A 23022-nucleotide genomic window follows, 5' to 3' on the forward strand; every position below is an offset into this window, starting at 1 on the left:
GGCGGCGGGATCGGCGGCGTCTGTGCGGGCGCCGACGCCGCCGGTGGGGAGCTGGTGACGTGCGGCGGCATCGGCTGCGCGGCCGGTGGCTGCGGAGGGCCGGCCGCGGCCGGCTCGTGCGGCCGCCAGGCGGTGGAGAGCACCGCCAGTGACATGGTCGGCTCGGAGAGCGCAGACATGTCGGGCCGCGCGACCGGCGGTGCGGGCTGAGGGGCGGGAGCGGCGTCGCCGAGATACTGCCGCGCCGTGCGTACCGCCGGGTGGTCGACACCGAGCACGGCGGGCCCGAGACTGGCGACACGGGTGTAGTTGCGGCGCGCCTCGTGCCGGTTGCCCAACTCGTCCGCCACGGCGGCCAACTCGAAGGCGAGCGCCAGCATCAGCGGATCGGACGGCGGCCAGAGCCGCTCGCCGGCAGCGAACGCCTCCTCCAGCACCCGGCGGGCGGCACCCGGGTCGCCCGCCTCCCTGTGCAGGCGGGCCAGCAGGTGCGCGGTGCTCAGCACATCCGGGTGGTCCTTGCCGTACGGCGGCCGGGCGGAGCCGACGGCGTCGGTGAGCAGTCGACGGGCGGAGTAGAGATCGCCCGCGGCGCGCAGGGCGAGGGCCCGGTGCTGCACGGCGGCCAGGGGAGAGGGATGGGACACGTGGCCATGCTGCCGCGTGAGGCCCGTCGGACGCTACCCAGGCCCACCGGTTGGCCGCGGCTCACACGGGTCCGGGCACCCCTCCGACCTGCGTCGACCCATCGGCCGGAAGCAGATGTGCATGATCCACCCGGGGCGTGTACAGTAACTCCCCGTGCGGCCCACCAGGGCGGCCGGCGGGTGGAAGGTCACCCCCGGTCGACACGGTAGGCTGGACGAGCAGGTCCGGGTGGCGGAATGGCAGACGCGCTAGCTTGAGGTGCTAGTGCCCGTATAGGGCGTGGGGGTTCAAGTCCCCCCTCGGACACGTTATTTCCACACGAAGCGTGATTTCTCTTCGCGTTTCGCGCGATCCCCGTCCCGTTGGGCGGGGATTTTCGCTGTGTGGGGCAGGACGCTCGTCGGGGCGGTGAGCGTGTAGATCGCGGTCTCGGCTTCGATGGTCCAGGTGTCGTGGTCGCACACGATGATCATGCTGTGGAGCCGCAGGTAGCCCGCGACGCTGTCCGAATCCTGGTCGCGCATCGCCGGATGGTGCCGACGGAGGCAGCTGTCGTGTCGAATCCTGTCCAGGAGATGGTCTTCCCGGACGTAGAGGGTCTTCTGTCGTCTCGATGAGGTGGGCCGGGCGCTGGTGTTGCCGTGTCGGCATCGGTAGCCGGCGCGGTCGTGGACCCAGTGGGAGTCCATGATTCGGCCGCACACGCCGCAGCAGATCACTCCGGCCAACAGATAGCAGCGGGGGATGCCGTCGGCTGGGGTCGGTGCGGTGTGGATTGCCTGGACGGCGACGAATTGTTCTTCGCTGACCAGCGGAGTATGAGCGATCTCGCGGGAGATGACCCAGTCGGTGGAGGCGTTCCACCGTTGGATCTCGTGGTGTCGATCGAAGGTTCCCTTGTCAGGGAGGGCATCACGGTCGGTGCGTTGACGGTTCCAGACCTGCCGTCCGGTGTAACGGGGGTTGGCCAGGATCGCCGCGACAGTGGTCAGCATCCACTGGAGGCCGCTGCGGTGGGGGTTACGCGCTGGGTCGGCGCCGGACGGGCAGGGAACCCCGTTGTCGTTGAGGGCGCGAGCGATGCTGGCCACGCTCCGGCCGGCAAGCCGCTGCTCGAAAATCCACCGGACGTGGGGTGCGGTGGCAGGGTCGGGCTCCAAGCGGTGCAGGCGTCGTCCCCAGGCGGCGTGGGCGCGGTTCGGATGAGGGCCGGCGTCGGCGAGCCGGTAGCCGTTGGGTGGCCGGCCGCCGAGATGCCGGCCCTGCAACTCGGCCTGAGCGCGCATAGCCGCGGTCGTGCGATGCCTGGCTCGGGAGACCTCCCGCTGGGAGTGCACGCCGAGCAGGTCCAGCAACGCCAACTGTCGGGGGTTGTCGAAGTCCACCGGCCCGTAAGTTTCCGGCAGCCACAACTGCACGCCGTGCCTGAGCAAGGTGGGAGTCAACTGTTCAAGCTGCTGGCCGTGGAAGGCGCGCTCGTACTCACCGACGACGATCGCGTCGAACCCGCGTGCCGCGTCCGTCACCGCGGCGAGCAGCCGTGCCGCCTGCGGCCGGTCCGGCCAGGGCACTCGGCGGGAGACGCCCTCGTCGAAGAACTCCACCACGATCCCGCCGTGACCGGCGACCAGGTCGCCGGCGTAGTCGCGTTGCCACCGGCACGACGACGCCCGATCCTGAAAGTCGACGGTGGACATACGTCCATAGAACGCGAACCGCAGCCCATCCGCAGCCGGGGTGAACCGTTGTGGCCGTAGCTTCCGCTGCCCGGCGGCCCAGGACGAAAGAGTGCTCCGTCCCGGTTCTGCCGTCGTCCTCCCCACCATAAGGACCTCCACGATCGGCACATCTACCCAGTCATGGTTCCCACGTCCAGAGTAGGAGGAACGCTCAATCCGCGCAGCTCTGTCACCTTTTCGGGTGGTATCGCCGGACTCCGGCCGGCCGGCTGACGGACAGCGATCTAGGCACGGTCTGACGGCCAGCCCAGCTGCTGGATGAGGGCTCCGCCGGGGCAGCACAGCGTGACAACGTAGCCGACCGTCGGTACGTTACGTGCTGGTTCAGCAACGCGGCGCCGCGTTCGGGCGCCGTTGCAAGGAAGGGCGTCAGATGAACTCACAGGTGCCACTGTGGTTCCCACGCTTCGCAAAAGTGCCAGACGTCCACTATTCCCCGCCGTCGGGGCTGGATGTGTCCAAGCTCAGGCAGCGCAAGGTGCGCCCGACCGTGAACCGCTGGCCGGACATGCCGCCGTCCCTGAGTTGGCCGATGCCGAACGGAACCACCAGTCAGGCCCCTGCTGGTGCCTACCGTCTCGATGATTCCCGTAAGGCGACAACGACCCGGGTGTTGCGCACTCTCGCCGAAGCTCTCGAGTTACCCGGTGAACCCGCTGACTATCACTTCGCAATCCAGGAGGTCATCTCTCTCCTGTGGTCACGTCGCGCCGAAGGGCCGCAGGCATTCGTCGAGCTGGAACGGCTGTGCTGGCTAGACCTTCAGCTGATCCGGGCTTGCCCGAGTGCGGTCACCTATGAGCACCGTGACGGCGGACTGCGGTTCGTCAGCATCACAGCATTTCGGACGCTTTTGGACCTTTATCTCACCGAGGGGGCGCTCGGCGACGCAGCTCAGGTGCTTGAGCTCGCCGATCGGTTCGACAACGGCGACACTCCACCTGCCCGGCGGGCACGGGAGCGGTGTGCTGCGTTCGCCGCGGAGGACAAGAGCTGATGATCCCCGCCCAGGCGGGCAAGGTCACGTCGCTGGCGGACGTGCTGCCCAGCGACTCGTTCCTCGAGTGGGCGTTCCTGCGGTGGGTACTCACGCCGGCCGCATCGCAGGCGATCGTCGCTCGCCTGCGCCCGCAGGCCGAGGTCACCGTCGACGGACGCACCTATCGCTTGGACTACGAGATCCGCGGGGATGAGCTGACTGTCGCTGTCGAGCTCGACGGCTTCACCGTGCATGGCACCCGTGCGGCATTCACATACGACCGGCTCCGGCAGAACGACCTGATGGCCACCGGCTGTGCCGTCGTCCGATTCTCTTACGATGCGATCCGCACCGACACCGCCCGCTGCGTTGCTCAGCTTCAGGCGGTACTCACGCGCGACCCCGCGCTTGCTCTCCTCGTCTCTCCCGATCCCCATGTGGAGGCGCCCGACATGGCCCCCGACCCGATATGGGCGTTGGCACCGTCCCCGCGTGCCGCATCGCCGACGTCCTCCGGGTACTTCGTCGGCGTCCGTTCCGCCATCGACGTCCGCACCCTGCGGGAGTGTCAGAAGCAAGCGTTCGCCGCGCTCGGTAACTACTACGGTTCCGGTGGCACGAAGGCCGCCTGCGTGATGAGCGTCGGTGCCGGCAAGACCGTCCTCGGCGTGGCCGCGGCCCTAGCGTTCACCCGGCGGCGCGCGCTGGTCGTCACGCCAGGCAATGTCATCCGAGGCACGTTCGACCGCGCCTTCGACCACCAGGCACCCGGCAACGCTCTCTACGGACTCCCCGGCGGCCCGCTCATACCCGGCCGCCGCCCGCCGGTGGTGCGGGTACTTGACCGGGACACCGGCGGCATCCGGCGCGTCACGCGAGAACAGTTGCTCGCCGCCGACGTGATCGTGACCAACTTCCACTCCCTGGGCACGGGCGGCGATCCCGACGACCTGCTGACCAAGCTCACACCCGACGACGTGGACATGATCGTCGTCGACGAGGCGCACATCGCCGCCGCAGAGTCCTACCAGCGACTGTTCGCGCACTTCGCTAGCGCCCGGTCGCTGCTGATGAGTGCCTGTTTCACCCGACTAGACGGCAAACCGATCGCCGCCGACGTCGTCTACCGCTACCGGCTGATCGACTCCATCGCCGACGGCAACGCCAAGAACCTGCGGGTGCTGCCTTTCGTCCCCGACACCGCACTGACCACCTACGAACTGGTGTGGCCCGACGGCCGCCGGGACGAAATCATTGGCCGTGACGCGCTGCTCGCCGTCCTCGGAGACGAACGCAAGCTGTCACGGATCACCGCGCGGTCCACCGAACCCATCCGCCGGGTCATGCGGGCCGTGGCCGGTGCGCTGGACGCTCAGCGGGAGCTGCTGTTCCCGGTCAAACCGAGGGTGTTGTTCGCGGCGATGGGGCAGGCGCACGCCGAGCAGATCTCCCGCATCGCCAACGAGCAGGGCATCGCCTGCGACGTGTTGCACCACTCGATGACCGACACTCAGATCAAGCGGGTCCGCGAGCGGTTCGAGTCCGATGCCGGAGACCTGGACGCGATCGTGCAGTTGAAGATGCTCGGCCAAGGCTACGACTTCCCGCCGATCTGCGTCGTCGTCCCGATGCGCCCCTACGGCAGCTTCAGCGAGTTCTACCAGTTCATCGGACGCGGGATCCGGGTGCTGCTCCACCCGGCGCTGATTGGCCGGGTCGGCCCGGAGCAGCAGTTCCTCGACGTCGTGCTGCACGCCGAGCTCGGTCTCAACGAGCACCTGGACACGCTTTACGCCGAAAACGACATGGACCCGATCACCGGGGACGCGACGCTCGATGCCCGTCCGGGCGGCACCCGGCCGCCGTTGCCCGGAACGACCAGCGGTGACGAGGCCGCCCGGATGGACGCCTTCGTCCTGTTCGAGCGCGGCGAGATCGCCAGCCGCGTGGTGTACGACGCCGACAGGATCGAGACCCGCCGCGCGGAACGAGAACGGGAGGCACTGGCCGCCCGATACGCCGCCTACGCGGCCAGCACCGTCAACCCAGTGACGTTCGATCAGTACGTCGAGGTGATGCGAGGCATGCGTGACTGACAGCCTGGGGCGCCGACTGGCCGCGACCAATAATGCGGAGGAGTGGCTGGCCGTCGAGGACGAGGCCGGTGCTGGCAAGCGGTTCGCTGCGGTGGACGAACTGCTGGCCGCGGTGACCTCTGTGGCGTTTGCCGGAAAGCCCCCCGTGCGGGTGACCGCCGCCGAAGCCACCAGGGCACTCACGCTCCGGCACGTTCCCCCCTCGACCCGTGCGGCGCTCAAGCAGGGGTTCGACCTCGCCACGCAACAGGCCGCGGGCGCGTGGTGGCTGCCGGAGTCAGCGCCGATCAAGCCAGGAACGGTCAACCTGCCCGCGTACTACGCCATCGAGCCGCGTTGGGCGATGAATACCGCGGCGACCGACGCTGTACGCGTCGAGTTCGACGGCAGCCCGGATGCGCTGGCCAGCTGGGCGCTGCTTATCCCGTTCGCCAACGCCCTCTACGCACCGCTAATTCTGCGCGGCCCCGACGCCGGCGCGCTCGAGCCCGCCGCCCGGGACGCCGCCTGGGCCGCCGTCGACGGCTTGTATACCGCGCTCGGACTCGCGAGCGAGAACGTGCGCTCCGCGCTGACCCGGATGCGTCCGGGCAACGGCTGGTCACAACTGCCGACCGCGGAGCAGACCGCGACGAAGGTGGCGCTGCTCGACGCGCTCCGCCAGGTCGTCGGCCGGCAGACAGTCCGCCGGTGGCGTGCCGAGGTGCTCCGGCCGCTGGTGAGCCGGTACTACGCGAAGGCGAATAAGAACGCGCCCACCGCACGAGCGGTACTGACAAAGGCGCTGCAACCAGCGACCGCCGCCTACTTCGGCGGCAACTGGCTGGCGCTGCTGGACTACCTCGGCGAGGCGGTGGCCGCAGGCGAGGAGATCAGCACAGCTCTGCCCGAGCCGCGACTGTATGTGCAGGCCTCAGCGAAGGTCGAGCAGGTCGCCGCCGAGAAGAACCTGCCGGTCGAGGAGGTCGCGAAGATCCTTGCCAGCTACCTCGGCACCGACGAAATCCGTTCCCCCATCCAGCGCCGCCTCGACGTCCTGCGCCGCTACTGGGCCGTGTTCGACACCATCCACGCGCGGCAGGCCCCCGGCATGCCGGTACCACCAGACCTGACGCCAGGCCGCGGCTTCGACATCGGCGAGGACGTGCCGTTCACCCGCCCCGATCTCGAGCGGGTTCTGCCCCCGGCCGTGCTCGCCGACATCGACGCCCTGTGGAGCGGCGCATGCGTTCCGCGCTACCCCGACCGCATCGTCTCGACGCTGTTCCCACAAGCGGCGATGGTCGCCGCGTTCGGCCCCGCTCTGACCTTCTGGAACAACATCGCGCTCACCTGCTGGTTCTACTGCGAGGGCCCCTACTCCCGCACCGACATCGACGGCACGGCCGAGTACTACAGCCGGGATGTCAAGGCCCTCGCCGCCGCCGACACACCGGTCGACCCGCAATTGTTCACTGACCTGCGCGCCGCGCAGCAGCGGCTAGGACCCCCGCAGGAACTGTGGGCAGACCGCCGCGTCCTCGATGAAGCAGGCCCCGGCGTCACCATCACGATGTCGATGGGCGGGGGCGTTCGCCGCGACGGATTCGAGATCCTCCGCGACATCGTCACCACGCACCGCCGCGCATGGGCCGCCCAGAACCTGGAGACTGCGCTGAACCGCGCCTGGGAGGAGCCGCTGCGCGGGCTCGCCCGCCAGGTGAACCTCGCCGTTGCCCGCCGCGGCAAGCTCCCTACCCTCAAGCAGTTTGCCGCCCTCGGGGCACCGATCGCCAATGCCTGGTTCGGCGGGGACCTCGCCGCGCTCTACGCCGCCGTCGGCGAAAGAGCACCCGTCGAGCAGACTCGCGTGCAGCTGATGCCCTATGACCGGGCGGCGTTCTGCAATCAGGTCTTCACCATTCTTGGCGGCCGGTACGTCCCCAACAGCCGCGCGGTTGAGGACATCGAGGGCAACCACCTCTCGTGGGACCTCCGCAGGCTGGCAGCCGAGGCCCCCCGATTCATCCAGCTCGAGGAGGCGCTCGACCGGCCGCCGACTCCGAAGGAGTTCGGCGCTGCCCGGCTCACCTGGCCCGACACCGTCACCTTCGACCGATACGCGGCTGTCGTCCGGCAGGTCCGTGCTGGACTCGACACCGTCCGTCCGACCGCGACCACCGCGGAGCAAGCTGCGAGCCGGGTCGCCGGCACAGAGCCGACGACCACCTCGGTCGGGCCGCCGGCGTCGGTGGCCCCGCCCGCGCGGATGGCTCCGCTCGGGCGGTCATGGGAGTCCACCGGCCAGGCAGCACCGGGCCGGCCCGCCCCGGAGCAACGGCCAATCCCGGCTCAACCGTCGATGTCCGCTACCACGGCGCAGCCAGCACCAGCCTCACCGGCGGCAGGCACCGCAGCCCCCGAGCGACGCTCAGGTGTCTCGGGGCGGCTCCTCGGCCACCGGAAGGCGTCGGCCCCGGCAGCCCCGGGCGCCGGCTGGTACCCGGACCCCCAGGCGCCGGGGCAGCTGCGCTGGTGGGACGGCGCCACCTGGACGGAGCACATCCACAGACCGTGACGACTGGCTGCCCAGTGTGTGAGAGGGTGGGATCGACTGCGCCGATTGGCAGGCCGGCAGGATCCTGTATTGCAAGGCCACCAGGAGCATCCGTGGCGCCAGATGGGGCTCATTCCCGGACCGCGGCGCGGCCGGCAACGAGCGCAACCGGTCGTACGATCTTGGTGTGTCAGGCGAGAAGCGCAGGAAGGCGGAGAAGCGCCGTAGGCGCCGTCGCGCGAAGCAGGTCGGGGCCCTAGGCCGCGACCTTCCTCGCCCGATTCGACTTGCCTTGGAAGGGTTTGAGCGGTTCGGGCAGTACGCCGAGCTGGGCGATCTGGACGCCGCCGCAGCGCTTGCGGTTGCGCGGCTTACCGAGGCGGCACAGCGCATCGCGCGGCTGACCGCGCAGTGCGATGCCTTCGACGTTCTCGAGTACGTCCGGCTTCACAACGCGATGGCCAACCCGGAGACCTTCCGAGAGACCGAACACGAAGGTAGTGCCGCACTGGTTGAGCTTGTGGCCCTGATCTTGGCGGCTCGAGGTAGCCGTGCTGCGTCCTCAGCAAACGACGAAGACCAGCCGGTGAGGCCGGTGCAGATCGTCGAGGACATTCAGATCGCCGCCAAGGAGGCCTTCGACGCGGGTTCCATGCTGATCATGTTCGGTTCCGCGTTGGATGCTGATCCGTTGCGGCGCCTCAGCTTCGGCACACGGCTGCGTGAGGTGTCGGTGCGTAACGTCGCATACGGCCACATGGTTGAGGACACCTTGACGGCGCTGTTCGACCAGCCAGCCGTGGACGACGCCTGTCGCAGGGTTATGGGCTGCACGGTGAGGCAGATCAGGGACGTATTCTCGGCCTTACAGGCCCTGCACGACGAGGCATGGCAGGGCCGCTTCGGTGCGTTGCGCGAGTTCGGCCAGTTGGCCGACTCTGACACTGCGAAGTCTGGTGACCTGCCGCCGGAGGTGGTCGCCCAGGCGCTGCACCTGTGGGCTCAGATCTGGGACAATCCCGCTGCCTGCTCGACCTTCACCGAAGAGGTCATCGCCCGCAGTGCCGGCGTCGATGTGGAGACTGTCCGCACCGTGCTCGACTTGTTCACAACGCCGCTGGTGCAGCGGTCGCCGGCCGAGGTGGCGCTGGAGTTCTTTCAGGGCCGGTCGCCGCTGCGTGTACGCCCAATCTTGCAAGATTCCCACGGTAGCTTCGTCGTCGTGCACGGCGGGCTGCTGATTCCGGCGATTCGCGAGCGTGTGGAGGAGGCACTGCGCTCGGATCAGCGCGCTTGGGACGTCTACAGCAAGCACCGCGGCCAGTATGTCGAGCAGGCAACAGCTGATCTCGTCACGGCGCATCTGCCCGAGTGCGTCTCGCATCTTGGGCTGGAGTACTTCGTCCCAGCCACAAACGCGGAAACCGAACCGCCACGCTACACCAAGGTAGTCGAGGGCGACGGTCTGCTCATCTGCGACGATGTAGCGGTCATCATCGAGAGCAAGGCTGTGGCCCTGCGCGCGCAGTCGCGGACTGGGGATCCGCTGCGGCTGCGGCAGGACCTGCGTCGCATCGTCACCGATGCTGCGAACCAGAGCGAGCGGCTCCGCCAGCGCATACTCGACGATGGCGGGCTGCGCCTACGCGACAATAGTTGGCTGGATCTCAGCGGTGTGCGCGAAGTGCACGCCATCGCGGTCAGCCTCGAGGACCTATCCGGCATCGCTACCGTGACGAGCGACCTCGTCGCCGCCGGCCTGCTAATCGACAGCGCCCTGCCGTGGACTGTCTCGCTCCATGACCTGCGCATCATCAGCGAGCTCATCGACCGGCCCGCGGAGTTGCTGTTGTACCTGCGCCGGCGCACCGAGCTGGACATCACACGACGGTTCCATGCTGTCGACGAACTCGATTTTTATCTGTACTTCCTCGCCGCGAAGCTGTACGCCGAACCCGATCCCGATGTCGTGCATCGCGAGCTCCCGCAGCTTGGCGCGCCCCGGGTCAGGGACCGGCGCAAGTACCGCGAGCAGCAGCTGGAGCTGCTGACGAGCCGGACGGACGCTCTCGACGCCTGGTACATGCATCGGCTCGGATACCGCCGGACCCCGGCTGACAAGCCTCGCCTGATGGCGGACCGGGGCCTGATGCAACTCGTTGACGACCTCGCCGCTCGGGCAGAACCGGGATGGCTGGCGATGTCCGCTACTCTTCTGGGCGGAGACACTCCCACGCAACGACGATGGGCGGGACTGGGTGAGCGTCTCACCGGGCAGACCCGCGCGGACGGGCGTCCGCACAGCGCCGCCATGCCCGGCGGAACACGACGTGGCGACAGTTTCGTGCTCGTGTGGATGACGCATCCGTCCTACGTCGCCCCTGCAGCCGCCCGCGCGGAGCTGGCGCGGTACGCCAGCGCGAAGAAGCACCAGTGGCAGCTCGACCGGTCCTTCGGGCTACTCTATGACGGCGACACCGGTGCGCTGGTAGCCACCGCCTACGACAATCGCTTGCCCGGTCCCGACCCGCAACTGGACGCCGTGGTCGCCAACATGGGACTGATGGGCATCGAGGCGCTTCGGACGATTCGGCCAGTGCCGACGCAGCGCTGACTACGCCCGGCGAACCGGTCACGCTGGGGCCGACGTTGGCAGAATCCGGACCGCATACCGGCAGCTTAGGCGCCAAGTGCATCCGTTACTGCGGTCCGACGACCGTCGGTGTGATCCCGGCTAACGGAGCGGCGCGACTCAGAGAGTCGCGCCGTCCTTCATACGGATGGCGGACAGGTTTAACGTCCTGTGCCACTCTGCTGCATTGCCCAGCAACCGGCCGACGGTGATGGTGCTGACGCCCCGCCCACTGGAATGCGGTTCCAAGAAACTCGCCGCCCGCACCCAGCCGCAGTCGACCTAGACTCGGGTAAAGCCTGGGGCGACTCGTCGGTGGGGGAGTTGCACGAAGGTGCGCGACTTCGAGACCACGTAGAATCGCGGCGTGACGGACTCGACGCCCCATTGGCTCCCCGAGCGCCATCTCGGCGTCGCCGCGACGCTCTCGCACGCGGATGAGCTGATCGGACAGGTCGGCGATCTGCTCTTCGCCTACCAGACACAGGCTCAAGGCGTGCTCGGCTTGCGTGAGGTTCCGGCGGGAGCGTTCAGTCGGACCGTTGTGGGCAGCGTGGCTCCGATCCCACGCAAGGTGCCCCTCCTCGTCGCCGACGCGTTGGTGGCACTGCGGGCCGCGCTTGAGCACACGCTGTTCGCCGAGGTCGAGTTCTTGGACGGTGCGCCGTTTGATGAAAAGGCGGCCCGCCTCGTGGAGATGCCCGCGTCGGACACATACGAAAAGTTCGAGGAGTGGACGAAGAAGCAGTTGCGTAACCGTCCGCCATCGCTTCGAGTTGGCAGCGAACTCGTGCGGCGGATCGAACGCCTGCAGCCCTTCCACCGTCAGAGCGACCCTCAGATGCACCCTCTGGCTCGACTGGTGCTCCACACGAACCACGCGAAGCACAGGACGCCCGCGATCACCGCGGTCCGCTTGGCTGCCATGTACCAGGACAACCAGATTCCCCGCTCGGTACGCGACCTGCCACCGCGGCCCGAAGAGCCGCTAAGCGTGGGCGACGTCATCGCGGAGACCCCGATCGGCACCACCATCCCCGTCACCCTGTTTCCGACGATCGGGATCAATCGACCAGGCACGGACCGGTGGCCGGTGCTGATGCAGGAGCTCGATGAGATCTCCCATTGGGTCCGCACCCAGGCGGTGCCGCGCCTAGTCACGGGCACGGAGCCGCCCGAGCCGGCGCTTCCGACGCGCTATGAGATCGCCGTTGGTCACCAGGACGAACGACGTGCGATGTTGATGGGTTCGACGACGTCGGCCGCAGATCGCCAAGTTCGGCGCCTGGGCGCGGCAGTCGTCCGGACAGACCTGGTCGATCTGATCGGTCAGGTGGACGGCTCCCCGAGCGACCAGCAGATCGCAGGGTGGCTGGCTCAGCTGACCGATGAGGAGGTGCTCGATCGGATGTCGAGGCTGAAGGTGACCCATACCCACAACCCCGGCGTCATGCTGCATAACTTCGAAGTGCTGAAGGGGCTGCGTGACGAGGCTCTGGGATTCGCCCGGTGCTGAGCCGGTCTAGCCGATGAGCGTGCACCCGATCAGCGGTCGCCGCGTGTTTCGTTGCTGAATAGACTGCGACTGAGCCGACATCCAGGCGATCTACCAGGAGTACGATCACACTTCATTGCACACCAGGTGGCCCGCGTGGCGTCCTGACGATCGCCGACGTGCGCAAGGGCGGCGGGGACAATTCGGCTCGTCAAGAAGTAGGGAGGTCAACGCCCGCTGGGATAGGAGGCATGCCGTCCGGATAAACGAAGCCCTCGACCTGCTCATAGCCTCTCATGAGCCTGCCGCGCGGCTCTGGCAGGTCGATGCCGGCAAGTGGATCATCGTCAGGGTGGTGGAATAGGGCCTTGTGGGCCTGGCCGACGATCATCCAGTTGTAAACGTTAGCCATCGCTGTAGTCCCGGCTAGTTGCTCGTCGGCTGCCTTCGGTGCTTCCATCCAGAGTGCAGCGCGGCGGTCGAGCGGCACGAGGATGGCACCAGCTGTCCGCAGCCCCACACCGGACCACTGTGGCCGATCAGGATTGGCCACCAGGACAACCGGATGATCACTCGTTACGAGGGCCTTGCGCTTCCAGCGGATCAGGGTCCAGCCTCGCTCATAAAACGTGTATGCAGCAGTGGGCATCAGATCCAGCATCGTCTTGATCTGGGAGTTCGGATGGGGCACGACTGCGTAGGAGTCGAAGTCACTGATCTTCGTCCAGAGTTCCTCGACCTCTGCCTCGGTAGGCTCCCGGTTGAGGTTCTTGCGCAGCATGCTGCGGAGCTGGGGCTTGCCGCCAGCGCCCATTTGCAGCTTGAACAGCATGTCGGCGAGTTCCGCACCGGATTGCCGCTGAACGGTGGTGCGGAGGATCTGGAAGGCCGCCCAACAAGCGATGGCGAGCCGCGCGTCGTCCGGGATTGGCCACACCTGGCGGTCGACGACCGTGCGGAACGCATCTGCGGCCTCAGTCTCGACGTCGCCCAGCAGCCGCTCCACCCGGTCGCTGCGGCTGCCGTCCTCCTCCTCAACGAGGTAGAAGTCTTTGGCCACCGTAGCGTCCGTGACAGAAACTGAGTGGCGGACGTTGCCAGGGAGCACGATGCGCCTGAGTAGCCCTCGCTGGTCAGCGAATCGTTGAAGGTAGAACCGCGGCACGATGTGATGCCGGCGCCGCAACTTGTCCTTACCCGCCATGCCTTCAAGGCTACGGTAGCTGGCCAGCGGATTCGGAGCGCCGAAATGGGGGGTCTGCTGTGCGACATGCACCGCAACGGCGGGCTACGCCGTGGGGGTGTACCGCCGATGCCGGCTGCGGGCCGGTCGGGTATTAGATCGCTACCGTGCTGAGGAGTGCTGCCGGCCTACCACGCCGCCCGGGTCAGCCCGGTCGCCGCCCTCGGCGCCGGCGACTCACCACCTCCGACCAGTCCGCCGGAACTGCGGCGCCGCCTCAGCGTGATGCCGCAGTTCCGGGGGGAGGGGCCGGCTTGAGGGTAGGCCGGAGGGAATCTACTCGTTACCTTCTGTGCGTGGACGTTGACGACCTGTCTGCCAGCAGTGGCGGTCTCGCTTCCTTTCTTTCGTCGACCGACTGGGCCGCGATGTGCTCGCTCGGTTCCCGGTGCCTCATGGCCGCCGACTACCCGTTGTTCCGACAGGGCGACGAGGGGGAGCACGCCTACGTGATCCTCAGCGGCGCGGTCAAGGTAGTTCGGGGCGAAGCAACGGGAAAGAGGGCGATCCTGACGATTCGCGGGGCTGGCGACATCGTGGGCGACCTGGCCGTGATGGACGGTGGCCGCCGCTCCGGCACGGTTTCGACGCTGACCCCCATGGTGGTCCGGGTGGTCCCAGGGGCGAGTTTCAAACGGTTCATCGAACGACCCTCCGTCACCGCCGCCTACGCCCGGTATACCGTCAACCGCCTCCGACAGTCTGACGTCCAGCGGACCGAGATCGCCGTCCTTCCGGTACGGCAGCGCCTAGCCCGGGCCCTGCTCCGGCTCTACGTGACGGCTGACGCCGCCGGTGGCCAACGCGCCTTCGAGCTGCCGCAACAGGATCTGGCAGAGCTAATCGGCGCGTCCCGGAACGCCGTCGTCCTCGCGCTCGGGGTTCTCCGCGCCGAAGGCGTGCTGGACACCCATCGCATGCGGGTATCGATCCTCGACGTCGATGCACTGCACCGGCTGGCCGGATGACGCAGTGGTTGATAACCACGTCACCTCTGCTGTGCACAGTGGTGGGCAGCGTTACCCAAACGGGCCGGACACGATTGCCTTCATTCGGCCGCCTGCGAAGGGAACGCGATATGGAGCAGTCACCCCCGTTCGAGCAGTCCCGCCCGCTACCGCCGTACCGCGCGGTGCTGGCGGTCGACGCGAAGGGCTTCACAGACCTGCCCGGCTGTACGCACGAGAACGTCTCCCGTACCATTCATCGGCTCGTAGGGGATGCGATGCGGGATGCCGGGCTGGACGCGGAGTGGTCGAGTCCCGACTTCTACGGCCCAACCGGGGACGGCCTGGCCGTCGGCTTGCCCACCCGGATACTCCCGTATCTCGTCCACCCCTTTCCGGCCATGCTTCAGAATCGTCTGGACGACCACCGGCGCCAACACCCGGGGGAAGAGCCTCTGCGGTTGCGGGTGAGCCTGCACGTGGGTCCCCTGCCGACTGACTCGGCGGCAGTGGGGCAGGGGGGCAATGGGACAGCACGTAACGAGACGCACCGACTACTGGACTCCGGGGTGGTCAAGAGCGCGCTCACGGAAGCCAAACCGCGCATCACCCTGGTTGCCATGATCGTCTCGGACCGGGTCTTCCACGACGTGATCAGTGCTGGTTACTCCGGTCTGCACCCGGACCACTTCGTCGACGTGGAGGCCCGGGTGGAGGGCAAGGCGTTCGCGCAGCGTGCGTGGCTGCACCTACCCACCCCGTCGGGCGCCTGGCCGGTGGGCCGGACGAACGAAGCGGAACCCGCATCGGAGTCTCAGTCCCCGCCAGGGCTCGCCTACCGGCCGTCGCAGCAGCCGGTGGGCACCAACTACGGGCAGATGGTCGGGGGTGGGACCGTGCACGGCGGAATGCACCAGTCCTTCGGCGGTAACCCCCTTGGGAGCCGATCGTGAGCCCCGAAGAGACCGTGGCTCTCGCCGAGGACGACCGGCTCGAGGAGGACCTCTACCCGGAGGCTGTCAGCGGCATCAACGTCGGGCAGGTGGTCACCGGCGGCACCGTGCACGGCGGAGTGCACCAGACCTTCGTCGAGAACAAGCTGATCAACGAAGCCATTCGCCGGCACCATCTGCTACGGGCCTATGTCGAGCAGGTCGTGCAGTCACTCGCGCCACGCAGCTACCGACTGGCCAGCCAGGACCAGGGCCTCACTCTCGACCGGGCCGCCGCAGCCCGCCTCGTCGGCGACCAGCCATGGGTGGTGGTGTTGGGCCCGGCCAACTCCGGGCTGCGGACCGCTGCGGTCGCACTGCTGTACGAGTCGAGCCGGGCGGGGCGGCGATTGGAGGAAATTCTGATCGACGAGGAGCGGGGGCGCCCGTTCGCTGCGGCGGAGCTTCCGGCGGAACGGGGGGTGACATACCTGTTACGCCTGCCGGACCAGCGGGAACGGGTGAGTCCCGACCTGGGCCGCCGGTTGCAGGCCCACGCCGCGCACCTGGCGACCCTGGACGCGAATCTGGTGGTCGCGGCGACCCCAGCCGTCTGGGCCGCCGCCGGCGGCGTCGGGACCGTCTCCATCTTTCAGGTCCCGCCCCCAGACCTTGCGGAGGTGGTACGTCGCGAATGCGCAGTGCACGCTGTCGACGCTTCCTCCATCATCGGGAATCCCACCATCGGCGACTTGCTGACCCGAGCCACGGTGATGGACGCTATGCGGCTTACCGGGATCATCGTGACCGCCCTCCGTAACCATCCCGAGCATGACGTGACGAAGCTCGTCGAGGAGGTATGCGGGGCCTACGGTGACTGGGACGACGTCCTGGCCAACTGGTTTGGCGTAGACAGGAGTGTCCGGCATCGGCTGTTCCTCGTCGCAGCCGCCCTGCTCGAGGGAGAGCCACCGGCAGAGGTGCTGGACGCGGTCAACTCGCTCGGGCAGACCCTCGGTGACCTGCCCTCCGCCCGCTCCGACGGGCTCGCGGAAATCGGACTACGGGCGCTGATGAGCGAGATCAAAGCCGAGGTGGTGGACGGTGGGCTCCGGTTCGAGCGGGCGAATTACGGCGCAGCGGTGCTGACCTTTCTGCACGGTGACCGCTCTGCCTGGTTCCACAAGAAGCTGTGGGAGTGGGCCATGGACCTGCCGTTACGGCGGAACGACCATCGGCAGACCCGGCTGGCGGAACGGATTGTCGGAAATCTGGTGGCCATCGTGTTGCGGAGCCGAGACACCCGCCCGCTGGTGTGGCTGAATCGCTGGACCGGACGGCCGAATCTGCGGCCCCACGTGGTGCAGGCCCTGACGGCCACTGCCATGAGCGATGAGGTGGGGGCTGACGTGCGGAGCCTGCTCTACCGCTGGTCGCGCTTGGAGCGTGCGAGTGACCAGTCCCTCTGCACCATCGCCGAGGTCTGCTCAGGCGAACTCGCCCGGCTCTATCCCCGGGTGTCGCTGACCCGTTTGAGCCACATTGCCCACCGTGACTCTCCGGTCGTCCGGGATGCCATCGTGACGGCGGTGAGTCGGCTCTGGGAGATACCCCGGCTACGCCCTCGGATCGTCGAGGTGGTTACCAACTGGTCCGAAGGCGAACCTGGTGGTCGTACGAAAACGGCTTGGGCGGTGTTCGCAGCGCTCGCCCGTAGTGAGGCTCATCCCGTGTTGCTGACCTGGCATGACGAGTCGTCGCGCATCGGGCTCGTCGGGGCCGTGGCCCGACTCTTCGATCAGATCGAGATCGATGACGCCCGTAGGGAGTTCGGCGAGAGTCTGCTCGACGCGGCGCTCTTGTCCGAGGCTAGTCGGATCCGGATTGTCGAGTTCCTCGGGGACGTGGTGCGTCGTGGGGACGGCGGGACCCGCCGCCTCGTGCGTTTCTCCAAGCTGACGTTCGCGTGGCAGCCGGTCGATCGCGACGTGATCAGCCCGGATCGGCGTGACGTGCGTGATCACATCGTCGAGAGCCTGCACCAGGTCGATCCGCTCACCGTAGGAGCATGAGATGCGTGATCTCTTGCGGGGTCTCTCCCGGGAGTGGACGTCCGGGAATGAGAAGCACCCCCCCTTCCCGTCCCCGTCACACACGTTCGAGGCCACGCTGACTAGCGCGCTGCCCGGCGCGAATTTTCAGGCGGTGGTGACCGTTGAGTGGCGGGGACGTGAGCCGGAGGCCGAGGCCAAGGTTCGTGCCTTTGCCTGGGACCACCTCGCCCGGTGGGCTGCCCCCCGGCGCGTCACGGTTGCGACCCACCTGGCTGATCTGATCAATGCCAGGGGCGTCACCGAGATTGCCGTGCCGCAGACCAGTCTGGTCCTCACCCATCTGCGTGTCCGGATCACCGTGCCTCCCGAGGCGCTTGCCGTGACCACCGCCTGGGAGGAGGCCGAACGACGCGCGACTCTGGAGAAGCAGCGTCGCGGAGACGAACTGCGTCAGCTTCGGTGGCTGCGTGACGAGATATTCGGCAGGCCGGACATAGCTCGGATGTACTGGCATCTCCACCACCCGGCCGATCTTCGGTCCTTGACGGACCCTCTCTTCGATACGATCGCCGCTCAACTTGGCGGTGGTGAGCGTGTGACTGCGTCCCCGCAGGTCGAGGAGGACCCGATCAGTGTGCTCATCGGAAAGTTTGTCGCCGGGCTCAGTGCAGACGAGCGCCGGCACCTAATCAGCCAGCTCGATCGGGTGTTCCGTAGCTTCGACCGCACGGACCTCGCCAGCCAGCTGGGGGACCCGAGTGACCGGGTCGGGTCGTGACGGGGACGCTCCGGTCCTCCGGCTTGCAGAGCGAAGCGGGGTGGAACGCCCTCCAGCAACTACACGAGACGATTCGTTTCGCCGACGTGAAGGCGGCTGCGGTCCTTACAGCCGCCGGGCTCCTGGGCGGCAGCCTGTGGTCCGGCCAGGACTCCCTGACCGTGACGGGCCCGGCCTGGTCACCGGTGCTCCCGGTGTTTTCTGCGGTAGCGGCCGCAACCAGTGCGCTCCTCGCGTTGCACACGCTGATGCCGCGACGACAGGCGGCTGCGTCGGAGCCTCTGCACCACTTCGCGTACGTAGCCGAGCGTTACGGACGCAACAGCCAGGGATTCGTCGACGCTTGGTTGGCAACCACAGTCGATGAAGACGCCACCGCCAGGATGCTGGCGGGACACGTCTGGGCGGCGAACATGGTGGCGAGTCGCAAGTTCGCCTATGTCACGTGGTCGATCCGACTTCTGGTGCTCGGAGTGTTGGCATGGCTCGTGGCCGGGCTGGTCTGACGAGTCGGCCGGTATCGCCGAACATGGTGGCGGGATGCGTCTCGTCCCGTCACCATGTCGAAAGCCGTACGTTGGATGCTCGGCACCTGGGCGGCCCGGATCAGTCGGCCTCGACGCCGTTGGCTCGAAGGATCTGCCGAACGCGTTCACGGGTGTACCCGGTTGCCCGCACGATGGCTACATGGCGCATTCCGTTGCGGGCCGCTGCAACGATCGCATCGGCGAGCCGTCTCCGGGCCGCGACCACGTCGGTCTTCGCGGCGGCGACGATCCGGGCGGCTTCCTCCTGCGCGTCGGTGGCTGCTGACCGCGCGACCTCATATGCCCTGACCGCTGCTGCCAGGTCGTCTGCCACCCGACGATCGTTCCATCATCGATCATGGCCATTAGAGCAGGCCGTTGCGGTGTGCGTATTTCACGGCGTAGCAGCGGTCTGGATCAGCTGTGGCGCTCGTCTTCTCGGCGCAGTGAGGACAACGGGTGGGGCAAGGAGTCAGCGACGTGGCTTTGCCCAGGCCGCTGATGTGCAGGATCGTCGTGACAGCTTCGTCGAACGGTCACACCATTCAGTGTCGCGGTCATACGGCACCCTCCTCACCAGGCACAACGCCCGGCAGGTCAGGCCGGAAACACCCATAGATCCACAGACCTAGATCCGGGCTTGGCCACGCCCGGGTGTGAGTCCAGTCCCGGCCCTGGTTGGTGTCTCTGTCGGCTATCCGTCACGGGCTGGCGAGCAGTGTCTTCTCGTAGTGCGATGGCCAGGTGGGGCGGGCGCCAGGGGAGTACCGTCGCGAGTCCGGTGCCCTGCTGGGCACGATCGCCGTCGGTCTGGCTATCAACATCGTGACGGCGCGAACGGACAGCTGGCATGGGCCGTGGCGGTTTGTCCTTGACTACGCCTACCTGTGGCTTCCGCTCTGCGTTGTCCTGTGGCTCGGCTGGCGGTACTTCCTACACCGCCGGACGGCGATCACCTGGCAGAGCGCGGAAAGCCCGTACCCCGGCCTCTCGCCGTTCACGGTGGAGCGCGCGGGTGTCTTCTTTGGCCGCGACCGCGAGGCAAGGGACGTACTGCACCGGCTGGAGCGCTCGGGGCCGGCGCCAGCAACCCGGATCGTCGCTATCGTCGGCCCGTCGGGAGTGGGCAAGTCATCGCTGATCCGTGCGGGCGTCATCGCTCGACTGCCACGGCGGTGGACAGTGGTGGGTCCGCTTCGCCCGGCTGCCGATCCGTTCATGAGCCTCGCCGTAGCCTTGACGGATGGCCCGGAGGCTGCGCTGCAGATGGCGCGGCTGTTGCGCGAGGAAGCCGCCTCTCCGGAAGCCCCACTGCAGGTTGTGCCGAGCTTCCTCAGCGTCGCCCGCGGACCTGTGCTGCTCGTCGTTGATCAAGCCGAGGATCTGTACACCCTGACCGGCGAGCAAGATCGGGCCCAGTGGTGGAGCCTGCTGACCCGGGCGCTGATGGTGCTGCCGGAACTGCGCTTGCTGGTGGCGATCCGGCCCGAGTTCCGCCGCCGGCTCACCGAGCAGCAAGCCGGCTTCATCACCCGGCCGGTCGCCATCGGTCTGCTGGATCCGGCCCGCATCCGACAGGCCATCGCGGGACCCGCCCGGGCTGCAGGACTCACGTTCGAGGACGACCTCATCGACCGCATGACCGCCGACGCCACGGTCGGTGACGCGCTTCCCCTGCTCAGCCACCTGCTACAACGTCTGCACCTACAGTCCGACCGCCAACACATCACGGTGGCCCAATACGAACAGGCCGGCGAGGTGGGCGGCGCCATCGCAGCTCACGCCGAGCAGATCTACGAATCCCTCACCGCGCGCTATCCCCAACACGCCATTGACTCTGCTCTGCTGCGCGGCATCGGTATGGAAGGTAAGGAAACCGTACGACGGACGATCCGCCGGGCCGACCTCGATACCGCCGCCGCCCATATCCTCGAAGAGTTCAGGGCAGCCCGCCTGATCATCGACGTCGACGACGGCACCTGCCTCGAACTGACCCACGACGCCCTGTTCCGCCAGTGGCACCGACTCGCCGCTCTGATCAACGCCAACGAGGAGCGCCTGCACCGCATCACCCGGCTCGAACACCGCGCGGCAGCATGGCAAGCGAACCCACAGACAGACGACCTCTTGCGCGGCCAAGCGCTCGCCGATGCCCTCGCGCTGGCAGCCGAGGTGACCCTCTCCACCGCAGCCCGCCACCTACTCGACGCCTCCCAGGAGACCGATCACCAGGACCGCACCCGACAATCCGAGCGAGTGGCCGAGTTCGCGCAACAGGTGCGCCGACAAGACCACGAACTGGCCGTGGCGCTCGCCCACACCGCGCTACACGAGCTGCCACCCACCCCGGCCGCGACGACGACGTGCTGGGCCCTGACCACCACACCGCGAACAAGGCGCCTCCCCATCGGACACACCACCGGCATTACCTCCGCGGTCTGGCTGCCCAACAACCACAGACTCCGCACCGCCGACAAGATGGGCCACGTCTGCACCTGGGACGACACCGGACGCCTCACCGGGGTCGCCTTCGCCACTGACCCAGAAGCGCGCGGGTACACCCTGCTAAGTGCCAGCGGCGCCCTCGCCCTCACCGAACACGATCGAGGCGTCGTGCTGTGGCGTGTCGCCGACGGCCGAAACCTGGGCAGCCGACAGGGGCGTCTCACAGGGTCGCTCGACTCATTCTCTTGGTACGACGATGTCTGCTTTGCGGGACAGTTCGATTACCGAACCGTCGACGTCTACCGCTTGAACGACGACGTCCCACAGTTGGTCGTCAGCATCCCGGCCACACACGTTCGCGCCACAGCATGGTCTCCCCAGGGCGACCGGCTGGCCATCGCTTCAGACGACACGCTACTCGTGGTCAGCATCGGCGAGCAGGTGTCGGAGGTTCTGCGACAGCAGGTAGCGTGGTCCAACCCGGTGCTGTGCTGGGCACCCGACGGAATCCGCCTCGCCGTCTCAGTCGCTCCGGCGTTCACGCTGCGCCGCACCGACATCCTTACACCGAAACTCCGCAAACTGTTGATCTACAACACCGACACCGGCCAAGCCGCCGAAAGCGCACCGCCCGGCCTGGCCGAAGCCATGGCATGGTCACCCGTCGAGGACGTCATCGCCTGCTCCTTGCGTCGAACACGACGCCGTGACCGCGTGGCGCTGATCGACGTCGGTACCGGCCGGACAATTCAGCGGCGGGCACGCCCTCACCAGATCAGCGTGATTGGCTGGTCCGCCGATGGCAAACGAATAGGATTGGGAACCTCCTTTCACAACGTCGAGAGCTGGGATGTCATCGGCCGAAGCTTCCGCCGCCTGCCCACTGGAAGGCTGCAGAAAATCTCGTGGTCGCCGGACTTGAAACGGGCCGCCGTGAAGCGGACCGGAACGATGCCAGAGATCATCGAAGCGGATAAGGTGTCGCCGCCGCTACGACTCGGAGGCGACGATTGCCTGTCGATCATGTTCTCGCCATCAGGCGACCTGATCGCCACGGCAAAGCAGGAGCAGATCACGGTGTGGGATGCGGGATCTGGTGTCCTCCACGCACAATGGGGCGCTCGACCGCGACGAAAGCCGAGGCGCATACCGGCATCGACACCGTTCCCGTGGGCGTATGCGCTTGCCTGGTCCGGCGACGGCGAGCGGATGGCCGTCCACACGCATTGCTTCTACGGCAGAACACCACCCGCCCTTTCAATTTGGCACGTAGCCACAGCGCAGCGCCTAGCAGTCCTCGACGGCAGCGAAGACAGCACCGGAACGCTTGCCTGGTCCCCGGACTCAAGCCTCATAGCTGCTGTCATCAGCAAGCACAACGTGAGCTTCTGGCGAGGAGACGACTACACCCGTACCCACCAATGGCGAACCGAAGGACTCGGCAAAGTAGCCGCCCTGGCCTGGTCGAATGACTCCACCAGACTCGCCGCCGCCGTCGGCAACCAGATCGAGATCTGGAACGTAACGCAGCAGCACGTAAGCGTGCGCTTTGTCGGCCACACAGGCAAGGTCCAACACCTCAGCTGGGCAACCGACGGAAACAGGCTGGCAACCATCAGCGACGACCACATGCTCTACCTCTGGCGCACTCAAGACGGACGACCGCTCGGCGTACTCGACATACCTCACGGGATTGTGCGCAGCCTGTCATGGCAAGACGCCCTCATCGTCACCTACGATGACGGCACGATCATGAGTTGGGATATCTGCGGTGACCGCGTGCAGGCTTCGGCCGAAGGCGGTGAACCTCGTGCGCTCAGCGCCGAAGAACGCGAGCGATACGGGCTGCCGTCAACGCCGACCGACTGAAACTCGCCAGGACATGAGCGGCGGGATCCAACTCGATGGCTGCACGTTCAGCTCGGTCAGTCGATAACGGAGCGAGCCGGCTGGCAAGCTTCGACCCCATGC

General features: G+C 67.3%; 16 protein-coding genes and 1 tRNA gene. 13 read left to right on the forward strand and 4 right to left on the reverse strand.

Translation table 11 applies throughout. The annotated features are described in order from the left end of the window. On the reverse strand, positions 1-647 hold a 647-nt coding region (locus tag AB0G13_RS20340; protein ID WP_357876336.1), incomplete at its 3' end, for a tetratricopeptide repeat protein. 223 nt (positions 648-870) lie between these two features. Here AB0G13_RS20340 and AB0G13_RS20345 point away from each other — a divergent pair. Continuing rightward, positions 871-954: transfer RNA gene (locus AB0G13_RS20345), tRNA-Leu, on the forward strand. 2 nt (positions 955-956) lie between these two features. On the opposite strand, the gene AB0G13_RS20350 is transcribed toward AB0G13_RS20345, so the two are convergent. Beyond that, positions 957-2474, reverse strand: coding sequence for a recombinase family protein (locus tag AB0G13_RS20350; protein WP_357876397.1), 1518 nt, complete (start codon positions 2472-2474; stop codon positions 957-959). Between the two features lie 286 nt (positions 2475-2760). Between AB0G13_RS20350 and AB0G13_RS20355 the strand changes: the two genes are divergently transcribed. The 5 genes from AB0G13_RS20355 (at position 2761) to AB0G13_RS20375 (ending at position 12146) form a co-directional block, all read left to right on the forward strand. After that, positions 2761-3384, forward strand: coding sequence for a hypothetical protein (locus AB0G13_RS20355; RefSeq protein WP_357876338.1), 624 nt, complete (start codon positions 2761-2763; stop codon positions 3382-3384). After that, the gene (locus AB0G13_RS20360) at positions 3384-5462 is read left to right on the forward strand and encodes a DEAD/DEAH box helicase family protein (RefSeq protein WP_357876340.1); all 2079 of its coding nucleotides are present in this window, start codon (positions 3384-3386) and stop codon (positions 5460-5462) included. Before AB0G13_RS20355 ends, AB0G13_RS20360 begins: the two co-directional genes overlap by 1 nt. Then, entirely contained in the window at positions 5455-8019 is a 2565-nt protein-coding gene (locus AB0G13_RS20365) for a DUF2510 domain-containing protein (RefSeq protein WP_357876342.1), read from the forward strand. Before AB0G13_RS20360 ends, AB0G13_RS20365 begins: the two co-directional genes overlap by 8 nt. 166 nt (positions 8020-8185) lie before the next feature. Continuing rightward, positions 8186-10612 (forward strand): hypothetical protein, encoded by a 2427-nt coding sequence (locus AB0G13_RS20370; protein ID WP_357876344.1) that lies wholly within the window; start codon positions 8186-8188, stop codon positions 10610-10612. Positions 10613-10997: 385 nt separating this feature from the next. Then, positions 10998-12146, forward strand: a complete 1149-nt coding sequence (locus AB0G13_RS20375) for a hypothetical protein (protein ID WP_357876346.1) — start codon at positions 10998-11000, stop codon at positions 12144-12146. A gap of 190 nt (positions 12147-12336) precedes the next feature. On the opposite strand, the gene AB0G13_RS20380 is transcribed toward AB0G13_RS20375, so the two are convergent. Further along, positions 12337-13329, reverse strand: coding sequence for a DUF4238 domain-containing protein (locus AB0G13_RS20380; protein ID WP_357876348.1), 993 nt, complete (start codon positions 13327-13329; stop codon positions 12337-12339). 156 nt (positions 13330-13485) lie between these two features. On the opposite strand from AB0G13_RS20380, the gene AB0G13_RS20385 reads away from it, so the two are divergent. From AB0G13_RS20385 to AB0G13_RS20410, 6 genes are all read left to right on the forward strand, one after another. Continuing rightward, positions 13486-13626, forward strand: a complete 141-nt coding sequence (locus AB0G13_RS20385) for a hypothetical protein (protein WP_357876350.1) — start codon at positions 13486-13488, stop codon at positions 13624-13626. Positions 13627-13664: 38 nt separating this feature from the next. After that, positions 13665-14336, forward strand: a complete 672-nt coding sequence (locus tag AB0G13_RS20390; protein WP_357876352.1) for a Crp/Fnr family transcriptional regulator — start codon at positions 13665-13667, stop codon at positions 14334-14336. A 110-nt stretch (positions 14337-14446) separates the two neighbouring features. Continuing rightward, positions 14447-15268: a hypothetical protein gene (locus AB0G13_RS20395; RefSeq protein WP_357876354.1), complete on the forward strand. Its 822-nt coding sequence runs from the start codon at positions 14447-14449 to the stop codon at positions 15266-15268. Beyond that, positions 15265-17319 carry a hypothetical protein gene (locus tag AB0G13_RS20400; protein WP_357876356.1) on the forward strand — a complete coding sequence of 685 codons (2055 nt, stop codon included), beginning with the start codon at positions 15265-15267 and terminating at the stop codon, positions 17317-17319. The genes AB0G13_RS20395 and AB0G13_RS20400 overlap by 4 nt, the downstream gene beginning before the upstream one ends. A gap of 1 nt (position 17320) precedes the next feature. After that, complete coding sequence (locus tag AB0G13_RS20405) at positions 17321-18079, forward strand: hypothetical protein (RefSeq protein WP_357876358.1); 759 nt, start codon at positions 17321-17323, stop codon at positions 18077-18079. 23 nt (positions 18080-18102) lie between these two features. Continuing rightward, positions 18103-18585: a Pycsar system effector family protein gene (locus tag AB0G13_RS20410; RefSeq protein ID WP_357876361.1), complete on the forward strand. Its 483-nt coding sequence runs from the start codon at positions 18103-18105 to the stop codon at positions 18583-18585. A 100-nt stretch (positions 18586-18685) separates the two neighbouring features. Here AB0G13_RS20410 and AB0G13_RS20415 read toward each other — a convergent pair whose 3' ends face one another. Beyond that, positions 18686-18940 carry a hypothetical protein gene (locus tag AB0G13_RS20415; protein WP_357876363.1) on the reverse strand — a complete coding sequence of 85 codons (255 nt, stop codon included), beginning with the start codon at positions 18938-18940 and terminating at the stop codon, positions 18686-18688. 410 nt (positions 18941-19350) lie between these two features. Between AB0G13_RS20415 and AB0G13_RS20420 the strand changes: the two genes are divergently transcribed. Then, positions 19351-22920, forward strand: a complete 3570-nt coding sequence (locus AB0G13_RS20420; RefSeq protein WP_357876365.1) for an AAA family ATPase — start codon at positions 19351-19353, stop codon at positions 22918-22920. Positions 22921-23022: the final 102 nt, after the last annotated feature.

Origin of the sequence: Micromonospora sp. NPDC023633 (assembly GCF_040640035.1) — a bacterium.
GTDB lineage: Bacteria > Actinomycetota > Actinomycetes > Mycobacteriales > Micromonosporaceae > Micromonospora.

Bases quoted from the DNA above. Each gene is read 5' to 3' on its own strand.
- AB0G13_RS20350 (WP_357876397.1), bottom strand. From the start codon at position 2,474: ATGGTGGGGAGGACGACGGCAGAACCGGGACGGAGCACTCTTTCGTCC.
- AB0G13_RS20395 (WP_357876354.1), top strand. From the start codon at position 14,447: ATGGAGCAGTCACCCCCGTTCGAGCAGTCCCGCCCGCTACCGCCGTAC.
- AB0G13_RS20355 (WP_357876338.1), top strand. From the start codon at position 2,761: ATGAACTCACAGGTGCCACTGTGGTTCCCACGCTTCGCAAAAGTGCCA.
- AB0G13_RS20360 (WP_357876340.1), top strand. From the start codon at position 3,384: ATGATCCCCGCCCAGGCGGGCAAGGTCACGTCGCTGGCGGACGTGCTG.
- AB0G13_RS20380 (WP_357876348.1), bottom strand. From the start codon at position 13,329: ATGGCGGGTAAGGACAAGTTGCGGCGCCGGCATCACATCGTGCCGCGG.
- AB0G13_RS20405 (WP_357876358.1), top strand. From the start codon at position 17,321: ATGCGTGATCTCTTGCGGGGTCTCTCCCGGGAGTGGACGTCCGGGAAT.